Origin of the sequence: Acetobacter pomorum (genome assembly GCF_002738225.1) — a bacterium.
GTDB classification, from domain to species: domain Bacteria; phylum Pseudomonadota; class Alphaproteobacteria; order Acetobacterales; family Acetobacteraceae; genus Acetobacter; species Acetobacter pomorum.
The window spans coordinates 52,902-70,193 of record NZ_PEBQ01000093.1 but is presented as its reverse complement, the minus strand read 5'-3'; the positions used below and the strand labels follow the sequence as shown (position 1 = coordinate 70,193).

The window sequence follows — 17,292 nt, the reverse complement described above, 5'->3', positions numbered from 1 at the left end:
TTGCCACCCCCGCACCGTATGGCCCGTGCGCCTGCATGGCCCTGCGGTGGGGGATCTTCTGCCGTTTTGTTCATGCCCATGCCGCAGGGCTGTAGCGTGGGCGTTTTTGGAGGTGGCGCGGCCACTCCAAACTTCATGCAACTTCCCTCTGGCACCACAGCAGCAGCCATGACACAATACGTATCACACTGGCATGGGGCCGGTATGCGTAAACCCTGCGGAACAGGTGGAGAATAACGGGCGGGTCATGATCGACAGGTTCAGTTCTTCCCGCCATCCTGCCAGACAGGAACCCCGGCTGCTGCCCGACAGCAGCACAAACGCGCCCCAAAACACCGCAAGCACCCGCACATCCCAGCCAGATACAGAAGATGTGCGTGCACGCCTTTTTCCCGCCGTGCCCGTGCCCCGCACGCGCGGCGCCAATGTGCGCGGCACCTCCACCCCGCTGATCCGCAAGGAAATTTACGCAGAACCCACGCTGGGGCCTGTGCTTACGGCCTCGTTTTTGGCGCATATTCTGCTGCTGGCCGCCCTGCTGTATCAGGCCACGCACCACCAGCCCCAAGGCTCCCCCGATGCCGCACAGCAATCCGCCGGGGTGGAAATGGTGTTCTCCCAGCCAGAAGCCTCCAGCGGCATGGTGGGCGCACAATCCCCCGATGCTGGCGGCGGGAACGAGGCCAAACACGCCGCACAGGCCAGCAGCGAACCGCCCACCCCCGCAGAGGCCGAACCCACGCCCACACCTCCGGCAGAGGAAACACCCTCCGCCCCTATTCTGCCGCCATCGGATGATGGGCTGCCCAAGCCGGAGGAAAACAAGACAGAAACCAAGCCATCGCACCCGGTTACGGGCCACAAGCCCAAAACGCCGCAAGCTGCGCGCCCCACACTGCACGCCAAGCCCACACAACGGCCCAGCCACCACAAGCCTTCCCCGCTGGACCACCCGATGGATATGTCCTTTAACGAGGCCCCGGCCCCACGCCGCAAGCTGCGTGGCCGCCCCGGTGGCTCCAGCGCGCCCATTGATCTTTCCATTGGCCCGATGGTGGAAAATGGTGAGCTGAACGCCCATTACGCATCGCGCACCACAGTGCATGGTGTGAGCAGTGATTACGCGGCGGAAATTGATGAATGGATCCAGCGCCACCTATACTATCCGCCAGAAGCGGCGGAACGGGGGGATGAAGGCCCCTCTTCCGTACATGTTATTCTGGACCGCACGGGGCGCGTGTTTAAGGTGTTCCTCACCAATGGATCCGGCTCGTCCGATCTGGATTCCGCAACCGTGGGCATGTTCCATGGCGCGCAACTGCCGCCCGTGCCACCCGATATGAAAGACAAGTTCATCAACTTTGATGTGACGGTGAACTACATGCTCATCCGCAACTAAAGCGGCCGCATATGCGGGGCCAGCGCGCCATGCCCCACACCAAAAACGGGGTGCCGGCGTGCAAAAAAGCTGCCAGCACCCCGTTTTTAACCTTTTTTAAACGTTACCCCTTACGCACTTTTAGCAAGCTGCGGGGCTTGTGTGTCTGATGCCAGATACGGGCCTGCCGCCACCACCTGCACACCCAGTATCCGTATGCCGGAAACGGGGCGTACATCCAGCTTCAGCGTGGCGTTGCCATCTGTCCAGCGGGTTTTGCCGCCCTGCTCCAGCGCATGCCAGCCCGGCAGGTTCTCATTTTGCAAATGCGCTTTTATTTCCAGCACATTCCGGGCATCGCGCAGGGTAATCTGGCCTACGGCCACCCCAAGGTAGCGCCTGTCATCTACAAACGGGCCCTGCACATCACACGGGCGGCTGGCGCGGGAGACAATCTGCACATCCTGCACGCCGGAGGGCAGCATAAAAGTATAATGCCCGTTTTGCGCCTTTATGGCGCGGATACGCTTGCCACTTTCGGTTTGCAGGCAGATATCCGGGTTTGTCAGCAGATCACGCGGGGCTGGCTGTGCCACCGCATGGCCTTGGGCGCTGTGCCTGTTTGCAATTTTCTCATATAGTGGCTTTACAAACTGTTTTTGCGTGCACAAAGGCGCTGCCGCATCAACAGCCCAATCCCGCACCTTGCCACCAATGCTGGCCACCACAACACCCGTGCTGCGGAAGGTCGCGCGGTTGCCGGTATCCAGATAACTTTCGCTGAGCATACCATCGGCCATAATAACGGAATGTTCGGGCGTTTCTATGTGGTAGTAGGTGTAGGCGGTAAATGTGCGATCGTAAAAAATGCTGCTGCCATTTACCAACATGCGCACCGGCACAAAGCGCCCTTCAAAATACAGGCTGTGTTCGGCTGTTACCAGCATATCCTTGTAGGGCACGCCATCGGCTATGGCATCTTTTAAAATACGCACCGGGTATCCGGCCAGATCATCCGGCAGAGCGGGGTTTACCTTGGCCTGCGCATGGCCTGCCCATACAATCTGGCGGGGCTCTGCCTTGCCGTTTACATAAGCCTGCACACTATCGCCCACATGCAGGTCTTCCACCGCCACATCACCCTTGGGGGTGCGGATCATGCTGCCTGCCAGATAGCAGATAAGAATACCATGGCCGCTATCTGGGTTGGAGGTGTTTGTCCATGTTTTCAACTCCCCCCAATCCAGCCCAAACGGGTTGCCACGTATTGTAATGCTTGGCCCGGCCGAAAGGTGAACCACATCGAGGATGTTCAGATCCAGCCCCACCGTTGTTGTGTTGCTGAGCGGATCATAATACCCCACCACGGATTTGGAATCGGGAAAATCCACCGTAAAGTTGCTGGGGATGGTATCTGTTGCATTGCCATCTGCATCAACAAACGTCACCCGGTTGGAAAGCACACCAACGCCAATGCCGGAGCTATCTACCTTGATGTTGCCGCCATCCGGCCCAACGTTAATGGAGCTCAGCACATTGGCGGAAATAACATTCCCTGCCAGTTCCAGCGTGCCGCCATCTACCGTAATGTTCTTGATAGCCCCAACAGAGGCCAGGCCACCCCCAGCTATAGCTGTGGCATCGTTTTCCACCACAATCCTGCTGAGTGCTTGCACATCGGCAATGTTGCTCAGGTTCACCACCACGGGGTCACCCGGCGGGGTATCGGCATCCCGCGTAATCAGAATGTTACCGGCAACGTTCAGGTTAATCAGATCATCTACCGAATGATCTATTACCTGGTCAAAAAGTAGATTGATGGCCATGGCAATTGGCACCCTTTATCTGGAATAAAATTGCCCCCGTTAACCAATTGTTAAGTATTTGGTGGGGTGCTTTTCTTTTTTATTTTGAATTTATTTAAAAATAGTAAACGTTTGGAAAATAATAAACGTTTTAAAAATATTTACTTTATTCCCACGCCCACAAAGGCCCGCGCCACCTGTGCACTCTCCTCAAGGCAGGATTGATCACGAAAAACTGAAGCTGCATCCCGCCATATTTAGGCGCTATCCTGCCTTCAATGCTTTTCATGCAGGGCGGTTTTCCCTGCATGTCAGAAACATATGGCACCGGCCAGAAGGAACAGCACTGCATGCCCCGCTCAGAAAATTCCCAAGCCCCAACCGATATCCCCACCATCCGCGTGGTGGCCATGCCCACAGACACCAACCCGGCGGGAGACGTGTTTGGCGGGTGGATTGTTTCTCAGATGGATCTTGCAGCCGGCACCACGGCGGCGTTTCGAGCCAATGGCCGGTGCGCCACCATTGCCATTAACAGCCTTGTGTTTATGGAACCCGTGATGGTGGGGGATGAAGTGAGCATCTACACCCGCATTTTGCGCGCGGGGCGTACATCGCTCACCATTCATGTTGAAACATGGCGCCGGGCCCGCCACACGCATCTGACATCCAAGGTGACGGAAGGCGAGTTTATTTTTGTGGCGCTGGATGAAAACCGCCGCCCCCGCCAGCTGCCACCCCCGCAGCCGGGTGATGAACTGCCAGAAATTGTACCCCCCAACGCACGCTAGAGCGCACATTCGTACCTTTTGTGCCATCTGCCGCGTTATGGCCCTACTGCCACACCCTAGCCTTGTGCTATGTGGCGGCAGGGCCTTTTTTTTCAGCTTTCCACGCCATGGTCAGATGGTCTAGAAACCCGGCCAACGGGTTTTTTCATGCGCTGGCACTGGCACAAACACAGCCTACACGGCATATAAAGCCCGCATACGCACACATAAAGGCAGGAAAGGGAGGCCCGGGCTTATGAAACACTGGCAGATCGACCAACTGCCTTGGGATCAGTTTGATCCCTCCAAGGTAGATCCGCAACTGGTGCCTGCCATCAAGGCGGCTTCGGTGGTGGAACGCAATAGCGTGGACTACGCACTGTATCTGAACAATGTGTTCCGCGATGACCCGGACTTTCGGGAAGCCGCAGACCACTGGGCCATAGAGGAAGTGCAGCATGGGGATGCACTGGGCCGCTGGGCCATGCTGGCAGACCCCACGTGGGATTATCACGCCGCCTTTGAGCGTTACCGGGATTTCTACCATATTCCGCTGGAAGTGGAGCAATCTGTCCGCGGGTCTCGCACGGGGGAGCTGATTGCCCGATGTATGGTGGAAACCGGCACCTCCTCCTTTTATTCCGCACTGGCCGATGCCACGGAAGAACCTGTGCTAAAGGCCCTATGCAAGCAGATTGCGGCGGATGAGTTCCGCCACTTCAAACTGTTTTATGACCACATGAACCGCTATCTGGAGCGCGAAAACATAGGCACCCTGCAACGCGCGCGCATTGCCCTTGGCCGCGTGACGGAAAGCGAGGATGATGAGCTGGCATCCGCCTACCACACCACCAATGAACCGGCGAATATGCCCTATGACCACACGCGCTGCATAGCGGCGTATATGTCTCGCGCCATGAAGAACTATAAGCCCCAGCATCTGCGGCGGGTTACCAACATGGTGTTCAAAACCATTGGCGTTACCCCCCACGGCAAATGGCAGAGCGTTGTGTTCTGGATTGCAGAAAAACTGTTTTTTAGCCGCCAGCGCAAGTTTGCGCGCATTGCGGGCATAAGCTAGGCGCGCTTTCCCTCCTGGGCAGAGGCGCGTAAGCTCGCTCCGTCATAACAGACGGAGATTTACATCTGATGTTTACGCATATTGTGGTGGGCAGCAACGATATTGCCCGTTCCAAAAAATTCTACGATGCCATTTTTGAAGCCATGGATATTCCCCCTTCAGAAGTCCACGCCAATGGCCGCCTGATTTACGCCAAGCATGGCCAGCGTTTTGTGGTCACCAAGCCGATCGATGGCAAGCCCGCCACCCCCGCCAATGGCGGCACCATTGGGCTGGAAGCCGCCACAACAGCCATGGCCGATGCATGGCACAAGGCTGGCGTTGCCAATGGCGGACAGGCCATTGAAAACCCGCCCGGCATCCGCCAGACCCCCATGGGCCCGCTGTATCTGGCCTATCTGCGTGACCCGGATGGCAACAAGCTGTGCATTGGCTGCAAGGTTCCGGCCTAAGGCTTGGCACGTTGTGTTTTACCCTTGGCGGAACACCCTTCCGCCGGGGGATGCACGCACAAAAAAAGCTGCGTTCCGTTTTGCGGGCCGCAGCTTTTTTGTGCCTGATGTTTGAAGGCAGAAAAGCCTTACACTTCTTCTTCCGTGTTGGTTTGCGCCACCAGAATGGCATGAGAGTTCATGCGTGATGCCAGCATGTGCCCCATGGCCACTGCCCCAACGGAAAGCACTACCGAGAGCACCACATTCACCAACGCGCGGCCCCAGCCCCCAACGCGGATAAGATCCAGCGTTTGCAGGCTGAAGGAAGAAAACGTGGTGTAGCCGCCGCATATGCCCAGCATAACAAACAGCCGTGTGGTTTCCGATACCGGGTAGCGGCCCGATGCCAGCGTAAGCGTGCCAAAAAAGCCAATAACAAAGGAACCCACCATGTTGACACCAATAATGGTGCCCCACGGAATATACCGGCTGATGGGTGCCGTTAGAACAGAAACAAAATAGCGCGCCAGAGTGCCCAAAGCTCCGCCGAGCATAACAATCAGGCAAGAATAAAAAGACATAAAGGAAACCTTAGTCCGCCATTGTGCGATCTACCGCCAAACCGGCAGAGGCCTGGCAGGTGGGCATCATTTCCACATGGTTGATGTTCACATGCGCGGGCAGGCTTAACACCCACGCCACTGTCTGGGCAATATCTTCGGGCAAAAGCGGGTGCGTGCCTTTGTAAACATCCTCCGCCTTGGTGGCATCTCCCAACCGCACCTGGCTGAACTCGCTGCCGCCACACAGGCCGGGGGCAATGGTGGTGGCCCGCACCTGCTTGCCCAGCAGATCGCTGCGCAAATTGCGCATGAACTGCGCAACAAACGCCTTGGTGGCCCCATATACGTTAGAACCGGGGTAAGGGTACGTGCCCGCCGTGCTGCCAAGGGTGACAACATGCCCCCAGTTGCGCGCCACCATACCCGGCAGCAATGCGTGCGTTATTTCCACCATGCCGGTTACGTTGGTGGCAATCATGCGCTGCCAGTCTTCCAGCTTGGTTTCCCATGCTTTTTCCAGCCCCCGCGCCAGCCCGGCATTGTTCACCAGCACATCCACCTCCTGCCAGCCTGCAGGCAGGCTTTGTGGCAGGGCGGCAAGGGCCGCGGCATCTGTCATATCCAGTTTAAAAGGCAGGATCTCGCCCTTGGCCTGAGCAGCCAGTGCCTCCAGCCGTTCCTGCCGGCGGCCGGTGGCAATAACGCGGTAGCCCTGCTGGGCCAAAAGCAGGGCAATGGCATGGCCAAACCCCGCTGTTGCCCCTGTTACCAAAACCGTTTGTGGTTGCTTGCGTGTCATACCCGTAGCCTTTTTTTGTGCATGAAACGGGGCGCGCCCCAAAGCAGAAAAGCCGCCGGCATGGGCAGGCGTGCGTTACTTTCCGCAGTGCGTGCAATGTAGGGCAAGGTGGCGCAAGTTTCAAAACACCATCCCGCGTGGGTGGGGTTTAGGGGGTGTTGGGCGGGTTCTGGCTGGCTTCGGCCTGTTGCAGAATCTGGCGTTCTGGCGTGTGCAGCATGTCTGCCAGTGTGCGGCTATCCAGCACCGCCATAAACGCATCCAGCGCCGCACCCAACGCGCCGCGCAAATGGCACGCACGGGCCAGCAGGCATTCCGAACTGCCCGGCACACCGGGGGAAGGCGGCATGCAGCTTACCAGCGCCATGTCATCCTCCGTATGGCGCACCACATCGCCTATGCGAATATCCTGCGGGGGCCGCGCCAGCATCAGCCCCCCGCCCCGGCCACGCAGCGTATCTATAAACCCGCCCCGGCCCAGATGATGAATGATCTTGACCAGATGGTTTTCTGAAATGCCATACACCCGCGCAATCTCCTTAATGGAAACACGGCGGTTGGTGTGCACGGCCAGATAGAGCAGCGTGCGCAGGGCGTAATCTGTGTGCAGTGTCAGACGCATAAGGGCCTTTTACACCATGAAGGGCTGGTATGCCCATTGATCTCTTTAAGGTGCATAAAAAATACACCTTAAATACACACCCAAAACCCATGCCTTACCCCCAGCAGGAGGCCCCAATGCCCCACCAGCCCGATATCCGCATCCGCCGTGTGTATGAAGACGCCCTGCCTGATGATGGCGCCCGCGTGCTGGTGGACAGGCTATGGCCACGCGGCATCAGCAAGGAACGCGCAGCCCTGACCCTGTGGCTAAAGGACATTGCCCCTGCCACCACCCTGCGCCAGTGGTTTGCGCATGATCCCGCCAAGTGGGAGGGCTTTTGCCAGCGCTATACGGCAGAGCTGAACGCCAACCCGCAGGCCGTGCACACTCTGGCCGATCTGGCCTGCAAAGGCCGCGTGACCCTGCTGTTTGGCGCGCGCGATGTGGCGCATAACGAGGCCGTGGTGCTGGCCAGCTATATGGCCGCCCATCTGGCCCATAGCGCCTGAAAAAAACCACCACACCCGGTGTTGGAGAACAAAGCACGAAACGCGAAAAAACTCTACGCGCCTGTTGCCTTCCACAAATCTATCCACAGGCTTTTCCCGTGTTCTCTCCCGCTTTTCTGTGGATAAGATCTGGCGCGCGGGTGGAGAACAAACGTTCAGAATCGGCTGTTTTCCGCGTTTTTTAGAGATTCGTTGCAATGCAAGGCCAGATTGGGCTTGACCACAAAAAAACAGGACGATTCGGGCTTGCCACGATTCATCCACAGGCCATCCACACAATTTGCCCAACGCCCCACCGGTTATAAACAGGCGGTAACACAAGCTATTGCGCCGCCCCCTGTGCGCTGGCACAAGATGAGGCCCATTGCGCGCCCCGCGCCCTCTATCAGGCCCAAGCAGAAGAACAAAGGAGCATACGCCAGCGCATGCAGTTTATTCTTACTTTTTCCTGCCCGGATCAGCCCGGCATTGTTGCGGCTGTGACATCCGTTCTGGCAGAGCGAGGTGCGGACATAACCGAAACCCACCAGTTCAGCAACCGGGAATCTGGCACATTGTTCATGCGGCTGGCTTTTCAGGCCCCTGCACCGGGGAGTGTGGCAGAAATAAATGCCATTCTGGCCCCCGTGGCCAAACACTTTGGCATGAAAATGCGCCTGCATGATGCCGCCTTGCTGCCACGCATGATTATTATGGTCTCCCGCTTTGATCATGCGCTGCTTAACCTGCTGTATCAGGTGCGTGTGGGCTGGCTTAAGGCGGATATTGTGGCCATTGTTTCCAACCATACCGATAGTGCTGCTACGGCGGAACAAGCCGGTATTCCCTATTACTGCTGGCCCGTAAACAAGCAGAACAAGGCCGAGCAGGAAGACAAGCTGCGCGCCCTTATAAAGGAAACAAAGGCAGATTTAGTGGTGCTGGCCCGCTACATGCAGGTGCTTTCCGATTCGCTCAGTGCGGAACTGAGCGGCCGGGTGATCAACATTCACCATTCCTTCCTGCCCTCCTTCAAAGGGGCCAAGCCGTATCATCAGGCTTACGCGCGGGGGGTGAAGCTGATAGGCGCCACCGCCCATTACGTGACGGCAGACTTGGATGAAGGCCCGATTATTGAGCAGGAAACCGCACGGGTCACCCACAACCTCTCGGTGGAAGATTACATTGCCACGGGCCGGGGTGTGGAATCGCAAGTATTGGCGCGGGCGGTGAAGATGCATGTGGAACACCGCGTTATGATCAACGGCCACCGCACTGTGGTGTTTGCCTGATACGGGCATAAAAAAAGGCGCCCCGTAAGGAGCGCCTTTTTCCGTATCAACCCCAGTGGGGCTGCAACAACCTCTATTAGTTGTTGTTGTTGTTATTGTTTTCGCCGCCGTTCGGGCCGCCGTGTTCACCACCCGGGCCGCCATGTTCGCCGTTCGGGCCACCGTGTTCACCACCGAAACCACCGTGTTCGCCGCCGCGGTCACCATGTTCGCCACCACGGTCATCACGGTGTTCGTCACCGCCGCGCTGGTCATCACGGTGTTCATCACCACGGCCGTTCTGGTTGTCACCCTGCTGGCCGTGCTTATGTTCGTGCTTGTGGTGGTGGCTTTCTGCATGAGAAGCAACCGGCATAGCAACGCCCAGAGCAGCAAGCAGGAAAAGAGCTTTTTTCATCGTAAAATACTTTCATTCAATCTATATGGCACCGCACTGTGGCAGTGCGTGTCAGATGGGCAAGCTAGGCAACAATTAAGACAAAATAAAGGCTGCCACGCATACATTATGTTAATTTGATTTATGCCGCTTTTTGGACACGCCCAAAACAATTTGCCCATCATTTTTATATATGTCTTTGAAAGCAGGAACGTAATTCCGCCACAAGCGTATGTGAAAAATAGAGGCATTATAGAACAGAGGTTTGACATGAAATTCCAATACCTTGCTGCCGCTGCCATGATGGGTGTGATATGCGCATCTGCCCCCCTTCATGCCGAACCGCAGTTTAACGGCCCCGGTGGCCGTGGTGGCCCATCTGGTGGCCCCGGCGCCATGCACGGTGGCCCACGCGGCCCGGGGCCAGCCATGCACAACAACCGCCCCGGCCGTGGCGGCCCCCCCATGCGCGGGAATGACAATTTTGACATGAACCGCACATGGCGCAAGGGAGACCGCTACGATGGCCCCCGCAATGACCGCTGGATTGTACGCAACTGGCAAAGCCAGCGTGGCCTGTATGCCCCGCCATCGGGCTATTACTGGATGCGCTATGGCAACCAGTTCCTGCTAACATCTCTCACCACAGGCATTATTGCCGGTGTTGTTAGCGCCACCATTGGGGCCGTTGCCACACCTGCCGTGCCAACCTATGCAACCCCCGGTTATGCTGCACCGGGTTACGCGGCACCCGGATACGCCGCACCGGGCTATGCCGTGCCGGGCGGATACTAAAAACCGCCCCCATAGCATTATACCATTGCAAAAGGCCGCTGCCCCCTTGCCGGGGCGCGGCTTTTTGCTTTTTAACCTGTTTTTACGGGGTGCGTGCGGGCTTATCCCGCCATTGCCGCCAGCCCTGTATAGCAAGGCCCACAAATGCGGCGTAAAGCAGAGCAGTTACAAACAGGCGGCGTTGCACAAACAGCAGCGTGTAAAGCACATCCACCACAATCCACAACACCCAGCAGGCACGGTAGCGCTTGGCTGTCCAGATCTGCCCCAGCACGCTATAGGCACTCAACGAGGCATCAGAAAGAGGCATGGGGTCATCCGTCATGGCGCGCAGGGCCAGCCCCATCGCCAAACCAGCCACGGCTGTTATGCCGGTATCTCGCCACAGGGTTTGCGCGGTGGGCATGGCAATGCGCACCTGCCCGCTATGTTGCACCCCGCGCCACCAGCACCACAGGCCATACAGCGCCAAAAGCGCAAACACGGCCTGCAAGGCGGCATCTGCATATAAATGGTCTTGCGCAAACACCACGCCATACAGCACCGAGGCCAGCAGCATAACCGGCCAGCCCCACATTGTTCTGCGCCCCATAAGCCACACGCCCAGCGCACTGGTAAGGGCTGCCAGCCATTCCACCAACCCGGACATTACGCCTGCTCCGCCAGCAAGGCAGGCAAACGGGCCAGCAGTTCCCGCCCCTCCTGCGCCTGTGCAAACCACCGGGCATGGCCGAGCAGATACTCGGTATAGGCCACCTCGGCCGAGGCTTTATCTTGCAGCAGCGTTCCAAAATATGCTGTTTCAGACAGCGCAAATTCCACATGCACCAATGGCAGAAACGCCACCACCTGCGCACGCTCTGCCGCACTTAAAGGCCGAATGCGCTGATACCCCGCCACAAACGCGGCAAGCTGATCCCACACCACCAAATGCCGGGCCTGCTGCGCTGTTGCGCCACAGCTTGGCAAGGCCAGCCAATCCACCAAAGCGCGCTCTATGGCCACAGCCACATCAAACGCGGCGCAGGTGCGGTCTGCCATGCCAAAATCCAGCACGGTAACAGGTATGTTTACATGCCAGAACAGGTTGGACGGGTGCCAGTCTCCATGCCCCCAAGCGGGTTTTATGCCGGGCAGTAACGGGCGTAGACGGTTATGAAACGGCAGAACATCCCGCGCCACATCCTGCTGCCACGGGCGGTTGGCCAATGCCGCCACCAGCCCCGGCTGCCGTGCCACCCACTGTTGTAGTGCAATTGTAAAATCTGCTTGCCCCACCACACACATGCTGGAAACCAACGGCACTACAGGGGCAGTTTTATCCACTGTATGCGCGCTGCGTTCCGGGGCTGTGTAATCCGCCGCAGCCTTGTGCAGTTGCGCCAGCGCTGCCCCCGCCGCATGCGCCTGCGCGGTGGAAAAATACGGCTTCCAAGACATCACATCCCGGTAGGTGTCTTCCCCCTTGGCGGGGAGGAAAACCTCGTACGTCCAGTTGCCAAGTTCCAGCGCGGTGTGCCCGTCATGCAGGGCCAATGCGGGGCATACGGGCAACCCCTTGCTGGCCAGATGGCGGATAAAGGCGTGTTCCTGCTCCAGCATGGTGGCACTGCGCAGGGCACGCGCATGGCGTTTGAGCACACAACTTGTCGCCCGTGCTATCTGCCCGCCTGTGTTGGCACCTCCGGCGCTGGCAGAAACCTCCCCCGCAAGCTGCACCACGCAGGCGGCAGAAAACGGGCGCATGCTGTGCCATACAACATCCCGCGCAGGCGGCATGTTGGCAAAATGCGCGAGCACATCAGAAACTTCATCAAGCGTCAGGCATGGCCAATCCCGCTTTTCCTGCACGCCGTGCACGCCAAACTGCGCCGTGTTCTGGGGGGAAATATCTGCCACGCCTAAAACCCGGTGGAGGCTGTAAACAGAGCCGCAAACCCGCCGCCAATGTAATAGTCCGGAGCCTGCCCGGCTATGGTGGTGCCATAGCGGCCCTGCGTATCATGCGCGTTCATGGTGGGGTCTGCCACGCCGGAAAGATAATGCTGGTTGGTGATGTTGATAAAGTTCATGCGGAACTCCGGCCGATGCAGCACGGATACATCATTCATCCGGTACCCCAATGCCAGATTGCCCGTAACATGGCTGGGCATGCGCTCATCATTCATGAAAGTTGCGTATTGGTGGCCGGTGTATTTTACGGTCATCACGCCAAAAAAGTGCCCGTCATCATAGGTCAGGCCCGCGGCGGCCTGTAGCGTGGGGCTACGCACGGCGCGCTTGCCACGTGTGGGCAGCAGGTCTCCGCCCGAATACAGGTCATTATCAATGGTGGCGTGCAGATATTCGCCGGAAAGATAGGGGCTGATATGGTGCCACGGGCGCAAGCCTATTTCCACATCCACCCCGCGAGATGTCTGCCCGCCCGCGTTGATGGTGGAGTTCACCGGGGCGCCATTTATCATGGCTAACGTGGCAATCTGGCGGTTTGTGAAGTTATAGTTAAATAATGTCAGGCTGCCCACAACGCGGCTGCCTGCGTAACGGTAGCCCAGTTCCTCGGCTATGGAATATTCGTTTTTCAGGCTGGATGTGCCTTTTTGCGTTACCGCGCCGGATGTGGGGTCATACGCATCATACAAGGCGGGTTCTGCCGGGGTGCGGAAGTTGGTGGTGGCATTAAAAAACACCTGATGTTCCGGCGTAATCTGAAAACGCACGCCAAAGCGCGGCAGGGGCACGGCGGTGTTCATGTTGGCATGGTAGGGCGCGCCCGGCACGGCGTTTGTGCCTGTGCGCGAGAACATCACTTCCTTAAAACCTGCTGTTAGCAACAGCCGATCATGCAACAGCGAAACCCGATCCCCCACAAACAGCGCATTGGTTTGCGAGATGGTGTGGTTGGCAGCCCCCAGCAGCATGTTGCCATCGGCCAGCGTAATGGGCCGCCCGCCCCATATGCTGCCCGCATTGCCGCTGCCATTTACGGCGGCAAAGGTTTCGCGCTCGGTGTCATCACCGTAATCATACCAGTAGCCCAGAACCAGATCATTCACGCCGCGCTTCCATTCCAGCGCAGATGTAAAGCCGGAGCGAAAGCTGCGCTGTGTGTAATCTGCCCGCACGGTGCCGTAGCCATCTGCCGTTACGGGCAAATCCAGCACATCGGGCACGGCCTGCGTGCCATTATACAGGCCAGATGTAGGCAACTGCGTGCCGCCTGCGGCATTGCCATACGCACCTTGCGCATAAGGTGTAACATGCAGGCTTAGCCCCTCCGCCAATGTAAACTGCAAGGGCGCGGCCAGATACAGCGTGCGTTCCGGCTGGCGGGAAAGCCGCCAGTAGTCCGACCCGCCGTAATCATCATCAGCATGGAAGTGCCGGTCCAGATTATTGGGGCCGCCAATGCCGTAGCTGCGCCAGTCATCCTTGCTTACCTGCGGGTAATAGCTGTCCACCGCCTGGTTCCAAGATCCTAACAGCCCCGCGCTGTTGCCTTGGCCCCATGTTTTTTCCAGCTTGAAATCAACGTGCTGGCGCTCATCCCGCCCGGCCCCGCGCCAGTTGTCTGAAGCACTGTGAGAATACGATACAAAGCCCCGCAGGCCGGTATTATGCCCGATCTCGCCCGTATCCAGCCGCAGGAACTCGCGGTTAGTATCGTAAGAGCCATAGGAGGCGCTGAACTGCCCGCCCGCCTTTTCTGCCGGTGTGCGAAAACGCAGCTTCATCAACCCGCCAGCGGCGTTCATCACCGGGCTGTCCAGATCGGGAGATCCCTGTTGCAGGGCAATGCTTTCGTAATTCTCGCTATCTGCAAACTGGCTGGGGTAGCCGGTGTAATAGGCAATATCGTTCAGCGGCATGCCTTCCAGCACGTAGCCTATGGCATCTCCATTCATGCCGCGCACGCTGATATTGGTTTGCGGTGAAAACCCAAACGGGTCTGACCCACTTACATTCGCGCCGGGTAATTGAGACACCAGCTCAAACGCCGTGGCGGTGGGCGCTTGCAGGCGAATATACTCCTGCCCCACCATGCTTTGGGCCTGTGGTTCGGACTGCGGATGTATCAGCCCGCCTCCAGCGCTGGCGTGTAAGGGATTGGCCCTTACAATCACCACCTGCGGGCGGGCAGAAGCCTGCACCACGCCCCCCTGTGCCTTTTGGGGGCCCGTAGCTGCTGCATGGCCCGCCGGTGCCCCTGTGTGCCGCACCGCCTGCCCGGATGATGCTGAAGGCTCCGCAGATACACCCCCAGCGGCACAAACAGGCCGCGCCATACCACACAGCAACGCACCAGAAAGCAAAGTACCAGACACCAGCGCACAGGCCCGGCCACCACGCTGGCGGCGTGGCCCCATCATACGCTGGCCCATACGCCAACACACAGCATGTTGTAAAAGGGCGGACGACATGCGGTTTTTATCCTTCTGCCGCGCCAAGGCGCACCTGCCGCACTACGCGCTCCATAGTTAACCCCTGCACTAAAATAGTGAACACAACCACCGCATAACACACTGCAAGCAGCACATCACGCATAGGCCCGTGTTCCAGGCTTAACGCAAGGGCAATGGAAATACCGCCCCGCAGGCCGCCCCATGTCATGATGGAAAGCACACGCCAGCGCTGGGCATCGCGTAGATAAGCCGGCAGCATGGCCAGCAGCACGCTTAGCGCACGCACGGCAATGGAAAGCGGAATGGCCAGCACCGCCGCCAGCAGCACCGCGCCATGTATGGGCACGCTGAGCACATAAAACCCTATCAGCACAAACAGGCAGGCGTTCAGCACCTCATCCACCATCATCCAGAAATTGCGGATTTCGCGCTGCCCATGCTGGCTCAGCGCCCCCAGCGCCCGCGGCATGCCCAGCGCAAGCCCCGCCGTAACAGCCGATACGGGGCCAGAAACCTCCAGCATTTTGGCAAGGCTATACACCCCGCTGGCAAGGCAAATGGAAATCAACAGTTCAAGATGTGCGTCTGTTACCAGCCGAATGCACCATACCGCCAGGCACCCGCATAAAAACCCCAGCAGCAGGCCGCCGCCCACCTCCTGCACCATCTGCCACACCAGGTCTCCCAACGGGTCAATGGTGCCAGCAGCGGCCAGTTGCACCGCCACGGCAAACACCACCACGCCCACGCCATCGTTAAACAGGCTTTCTCCTGCAAAAATGGCCTGCACCTTGGGCGGCAAGCCAAGGCGGCGCAACATGCCCACAACAGAAACGGGGTCTGTGGGTGCCAGCATAGCCCCCAGCACCACGCACCACGGCAGGGAAATGGCCAGCCCCACCAGCGGAAACGCCATCCACATGCCCACGGCAAACAGGGCCACGGCCAGCATTGTGCCCAAAAGTGCCAGTGCCAGAATGGAAAAACGGTTCTGCCACAGCTCACGCTGATCAACCGATTGCGCGCCCGCAAACAGCAGGAATGATAAAGCCCCATCCAGCAGGGTGGCGGGCAGGTTTATGCTATCCAGCACCGCACGGGCGGCATCCATGCGGGGCATGGGCACGGCCTGCTCCAAAAAGAGCAGCACCGTGGCCACCCCCAGAGCCTGCGCTGTAATGCCAATAGTGGTGGGCAGGTGCAAATAACGATGGTTGATAATGGCAAAAGCGGTTGCCAGTGTGATCACAATGGCAAACAGCGCCAGAGGATTGAAAAATGGCGGCATGAGCGGTTTTCCAGTCTGATCAAACAGGCCAATTGCAGGCACGCACCAGAAAACCGCAAAACCGGAAGCAGATCAGGCGTTGGTTTGCGGCTGCTCTGCATCTCCCATATTCACGATCGTCTGATCCGAAATGGAAACGTCTGTCAGTTCGGGACGTTGCAGGGCCTCGTTGGCAGAACGCGCCAAACCGGCTGTCTTGTCCTTCAGGTCTGCCAGTTCCTCACGCACATCACCCAGAATTTCCAGCAGGGCCTGATGGTCTTCCGCAGCGCGGCGGTCTGCCCCACGGCTAAGCACCGCGTTGCCCACCATCAGCGCGGGCAGTGCTACAAGCTGGATACAGTTGCTGATATATAGCAGCGTGTTCTGCCACTGGGGCACAACCGCCGGCACCAGAGAGAACAGGAAAAACACATACACGCACCAGATACTGCCGAACATGATTGTCATTTTAACAGCCACGTTCTCGTTAAATCGGTTCACCCATGTATCTGTGGGTTTTTGGGGTTTGGGTTTCATTTTTATACCTTTGCCTGAAATTACCCACCCTGTTCGGGCAGGGCGTCTATTTGGGCAAAGGTGTATCACAGCGCTGTGTGCTTGTCCGCCTGCGGGCAGCAAGGCTGGCTCCCACTCCGCAGGGTTCAGGCCAGCAGAAAGGGCTGGCCGGTGGAGTTGGTGAGCACACCTTGCGGGGCCAGCACGGCGTTGGGGGGTATGGGTGTGCCATCTGCCAACGTGGGCATCTGTGGTGGTGGCGTGGCGGCACTTTGCGCGCTGATGTAAAGCTGCACATTTACCGTAACGCTGCGCCCCTGCACGGTATGCAGCACCATCTGCACCGTCTGCACCGTATCTGGCGGGCCGCTGCCCAAAAACACGCAGGCCATGCCTTGAATAATAGTCACCCACAGCACGGCCAGGTCTGTATTCTGCCCGGTGGCTGTGGGCACGCTGGCCTCCACCTTGGCAAGTGTATCCCCCGTGCTCTGCAACCATGCAGCGGGGGTAAGCGTATAATCCAGCGCATCTGCACTGCTGCGCGCGGGCCATGCCTGCACCACCTGCTCCGCCAATTGGCCGCGCAGGCACAAACCCGGTGCAATCATAACTGGCAGCACGCGCGCGCTGGCTGGCTGCCACCCCGGCGCCAGCACCGCCCCCTGCGGCAAAAGGGTGCAGGATGTATCTGCAATATTACAAGAACATGTCATGG

Annotated in this window: 19 protein-coding genes; 9 read left to right on the top strand and 10 right to left on the bottom strand. The window is 58.3% G+C overall.

What is annotated here, in order from left to right; translation table 11 throughout:
- Complete coding sequence (locus CSR02_RS06295; protein ID WP_099540959.1) at positions 1-237, top strand: hypothetical protein; 237 nt, start codon at positions 1-3, stop codon at positions 235-237.
- Positions 194-1,399, top strand: coding sequence for an energy transducer TonB (locus CSR02_RS06290; RefSeq protein ID WP_099540958.1), 1,206 nt, complete (start codon positions 194-196; stop codon positions 1,397-1,399). The genes CSR02_RS06295 and CSR02_RS06290 overlap by 44 nt, the downstream gene beginning before the upstream one ends.
- A 110-nt stretch (positions 1,400-1,509) precedes the next feature.
- Here the strand turns inward: CSR02_RS06290 and CSR02_RS06285 are convergent, their stop codons facing one another.
- Positions 1,510-3,204: a Hint domain-containing protein gene (locus tag CSR02_RS06285; RefSeq protein ID WP_099540957.1), complete on the bottom strand. Its 1,695-nt coding sequence runs from the start codon at positions 3,202-3,204 to the stop codon at positions 1,510-1,512.
- Positions 3,205-3,533: 329 nt separating this feature from the next.
- Between CSR02_RS06285 and CSR02_RS06275 the strand changes: the two genes are divergently transcribed.
- The 3 genes from CSR02_RS06275 to CSR02_RS06265 all read left to right on the top strand — a co-directional run bounded on the left by CSR02_RS06275 (position 3,534) and on the right by CSR02_RS06265 (position 5,486).
- Positions 3,534-3,974 carry an acyl-CoA thioesterase gene (locus tag CSR02_RS06275; protein WP_042787148.1) on the top strand — a complete coding sequence of 147 codons (441 nt, stop codon included), beginning with the start codon at positions 3,534-3,536 and terminating at the stop codon, positions 3,972-3,974.
- A 235-nt stretch (positions 3,975-4,209) separates the two neighbouring features.
- Positions 4,210-5,034, top strand: coding sequence for a ferritin-like domain-containing protein (locus CSR02_RS06270; RefSeq protein WP_042786868.1), 825 nt, complete (start codon positions 4,210-4,212; stop codon positions 5,032-5,034).
- Between the two features lie 68 nt (positions 5,035-5,102).
- On the top strand, positions 5,103-5,486 hold the full coding sequence (locus CSR02_RS06265; protein WP_042786869.1) for a VOC family protein: 384 nt from the start codon (positions 5,103-5,105) through the stop codon (positions 5,484-5,486).
- 128 nt (positions 5,487-5,614) lie between these two features.
- Here CSR02_RS06265 and crcB read toward each other — a convergent pair whose 3' ends face one another.
- The 3 genes from crcB to CSR02_RS06250 form a co-directional block, all read right to left on the bottom strand.
- A complete protein-coding gene (gene crcB, locus CSR02_RS06260) occupies positions 5,615-6,049 on the bottom strand; it encodes a fluoride efflux transporter CrcB (protein ID WP_099540955.1) in 435 nt (144 codons plus the stop codon).
- A gap of 10 nt (positions 6,050-6,059) precedes the next feature.
- Positions 6,060-6,830, bottom strand: a complete 771-nt coding sequence (locus CSR02_RS06255) for an SDR family NAD(P)-dependent oxidoreductase (protein WP_099540954.1) — start codon at positions 6,828-6,830, stop codon at positions 6,060-6,062.
- 148 nt (positions 6,831-6,978) lie between these two features.
- Positions 6,979-7,452: an RrF2 family transcriptional regulator gene (locus tag CSR02_RS06250; RefSeq protein ID WP_052013491.1), complete on the bottom strand. Its 474-nt coding sequence runs from the start codon at positions 7,450-7,452 to the stop codon at positions 6,979-6,981.
- Positions 7,453-7,568: 116 nt separating this feature from the next.
- Here CSR02_RS06250 and CSR02_RS06245 point away from each other — a divergent pair, with 116 nt between their 5' ends.
- The 4 genes from CSR02_RS06245 to CSR02_RS06230 all read left to right on the top strand — a co-directional run bounded on the left by CSR02_RS06245 (position 7,569) and on the right by CSR02_RS06230 (position 10,385).
- Positions 7,569-7,943, top strand: a complete 375-nt coding sequence (locus CSR02_RS06245; RefSeq protein ID WP_099541121.1) for a DUF488 domain-containing protein — start codon at positions 7,569-7,571, stop codon at positions 7,941-7,943.
- Positions 7,944-8,368: 425 nt separating this feature from the next.
- Positions 8,369-9,214: a formyltetrahydrofolate deformylase gene (gene purU / locus CSR02_RS06240; protein WP_099540953.1), complete on the top strand. Its 846-nt coding sequence runs from the start codon at positions 8,369-8,371 to the stop codon at positions 9,212-9,214.
- Positions 9,215-9,269: 55 nt separating this feature from the next.
- Complete coding sequence (locus tag CSR02_RS16570) at positions 9,270-9,731, top strand: hypothetical protein (protein ID WP_167384107.1); 462 nt, start codon at positions 9,270-9,272, stop codon at positions 9,729-9,731.
- 129 nt (positions 9,732-9,860) lie between these two features.
- Entirely contained in the window at positions 9,861-10,385 is a 525-nt protein-coding gene (locus CSR02_RS06230) for an RcnB family protein (RefSeq protein ID WP_099541120.1), read from the top strand.
- Between the two features lie 82 nt (positions 10,386-10,467).
- Here CSR02_RS06230 and pnuC read toward each other — a convergent pair whose 3' ends face one another.
- The 6 genes from pnuC to CSR02_RS06200 form a co-directional block, all read right to left on the bottom strand.
- Positions 10,468-11,034 (bottom strand): nicotinamide riboside transporter PnuC, encoded by a 567-nt coding sequence (gene pnuC / locus CSR02_RS06225; RefSeq protein ID WP_099540951.1) that lies wholly within the window; start codon positions 11,032-11,034, stop codon positions 10,468-10,470.
- Entirely contained in the window at positions 11,034-12,284 is a 1,251-nt protein-coding gene (locus CSR02_RS06220; protein ID WP_099540950.1) for a phosphotransferase enzyme family protein, read from the bottom strand. Before CSR02_RS06220 ends, pnuC begins: the two co-directional genes overlap by 1 nt.
- Before the next feature lie 2 nt (positions 12,285-12,286).
- A complete protein-coding gene (locus CSR02_RS06215; RefSeq protein WP_373319842.1) occupies positions 12,287-14,755 on the bottom strand; it encodes a TonB-dependent receptor in 2,469 nt (822 codons plus the stop codon).
- 58 nt (positions 14,756-14,813) lie between these two features.
- A complete protein-coding gene (locus CSR02_RS06210; protein ID WP_099540948.1) occupies positions 14,814-16,076 on the bottom strand; it encodes a cation:proton antiporter in 1,263 nt (420 codons plus the stop codon).
- 72 nt (positions 16,077-16,148) lie between these two features.
- On the bottom strand, positions 16,149-16,595 hold the full coding sequence (locus CSR02_RS06205) for a hypothetical protein (protein WP_099540947.1): 447 nt from the start codon (positions 16,593-16,595) through the stop codon (positions 16,149-16,151).
- A 125-nt stretch (positions 16,596-16,720) separates the two neighbouring features.
- Positions 16,721-17,290, bottom strand: a complete 570-nt coding sequence (locus tag CSR02_RS06200) for a phage fiber-tail adaptor protein (RefSeq protein ID WP_099540946.1) — start codon at positions 17,288-17,290, stop codon at positions 16,721-16,723.
- Positions 17,291-17,292: the final 2 nt, after the last annotated feature.

Excerpts from the sequence above, each read along its gene's own strand:
- CSR02_RS06290 (WP_099540958.1), top strand. The coding sequence starts at position 194 with ATGGGGCCGGTATGCGTAAACCCTGCGGAACAGGTGGAGAATAACGGG.
- CSR02_RS06285 (WP_099540957.1), bottom strand. The coding sequence starts at position 3,204 with ATGGCCATCAATCTACTTTTTGACCAGGTAATAGATCATTCGGTAGAT.
- CSR02_RS06275 (WP_042787148.1), top strand. The coding sequence starts at position 3,534 with ATGCCCCGCTCAGAAAATTCCCAAGCCCCAACCGATATCCCCACCATC.
- CSR02_RS06270 (WP_042786868.1), top strand. The coding sequence starts at position 4,210 with ATGAAACACTGGCAGATCGACCAACTGCCTTGGGATCAGTTTGATCCC.
- CSR02_RS06265 (WP_042786869.1), top strand. The coding sequence starts at position 5,103 with ATGTTTACGCATATTGTGGTGGGCAGCAACGATATTGCCCGTTCCAAA.
- crcB (WP_099540955.1), bottom strand. The coding sequence starts at position 6,049 with ATGTCTTTTTATTCTTGCCTGATTGTTATGCTCGGCGGAGCTTTGGGC.
- CSR02_RS06255 (WP_099540954.1), bottom strand. The coding sequence starts at position 6,830 with ATGACACGCAAGCAACCACAAACGGTTTTGGTAACAGGGGCAACAGCG.
- CSR02_RS06250 (WP_052013491.1), bottom strand. The coding sequence starts at position 7,452 with ATGCGTCTGACACTGCACACAGATTACGCCCTGCGCACGCTGCTCTAT.
- CSR02_RS06245 (WP_099541121.1), top strand. The coding sequence starts at position 7,569 with ATGCCCCACCAGCCCGATATCCGCATCCGCCGTGTGTATGAAGACGCC.
- purU (WP_099540953.1), top strand. The coding sequence starts at position 8,369 with ATGCAGTTTATTCTTACTTTTTCCTGCCCGGATCAGCCCGGCATTGTT.
- CSR02_RS06230 (WP_099541120.1), top strand. The coding sequence starts at position 9,861 with ATGAAATTCCAATACCTTGCTGCCGCTGCCATGATGGGTGTGATATGC.
- pnuC (WP_099540951.1), bottom strand. The coding sequence starts at position 11,034 with ATGTCCGGGTTGGTGGAATGGCTGGCAGCCCTTACCAGTGCGCTGGGC.
- CSR02_RS06215 (WP_373319842.1), bottom strand. The coding sequence starts at position 14,755 with ATGATGGGGCCACGCCGCCAGCGTGGTGGCCGGGCCTGTGCGCTGGTG.
- CSR02_RS06210 (WP_099540948.1), bottom strand. The coding sequence starts at position 16,076 with ATGCCGCCATTTTTCAATCCTCTGGCGCTGTTTGCCATTGTGATCACA.
- CSR02_RS06205 (WP_099540947.1), bottom strand. The coding sequence starts at position 16,595 with ATGAAACCCAAACCCCAAAAACCCACAGATACATGGGTGAACCGATTT.
- CSR02_RS06200 (WP_099540946.1), bottom strand. The coding sequence starts at position 17,290 with ATGACATGTTCTTGTAATATTGCAGATACATCCTGCACCCTTTTGCCG.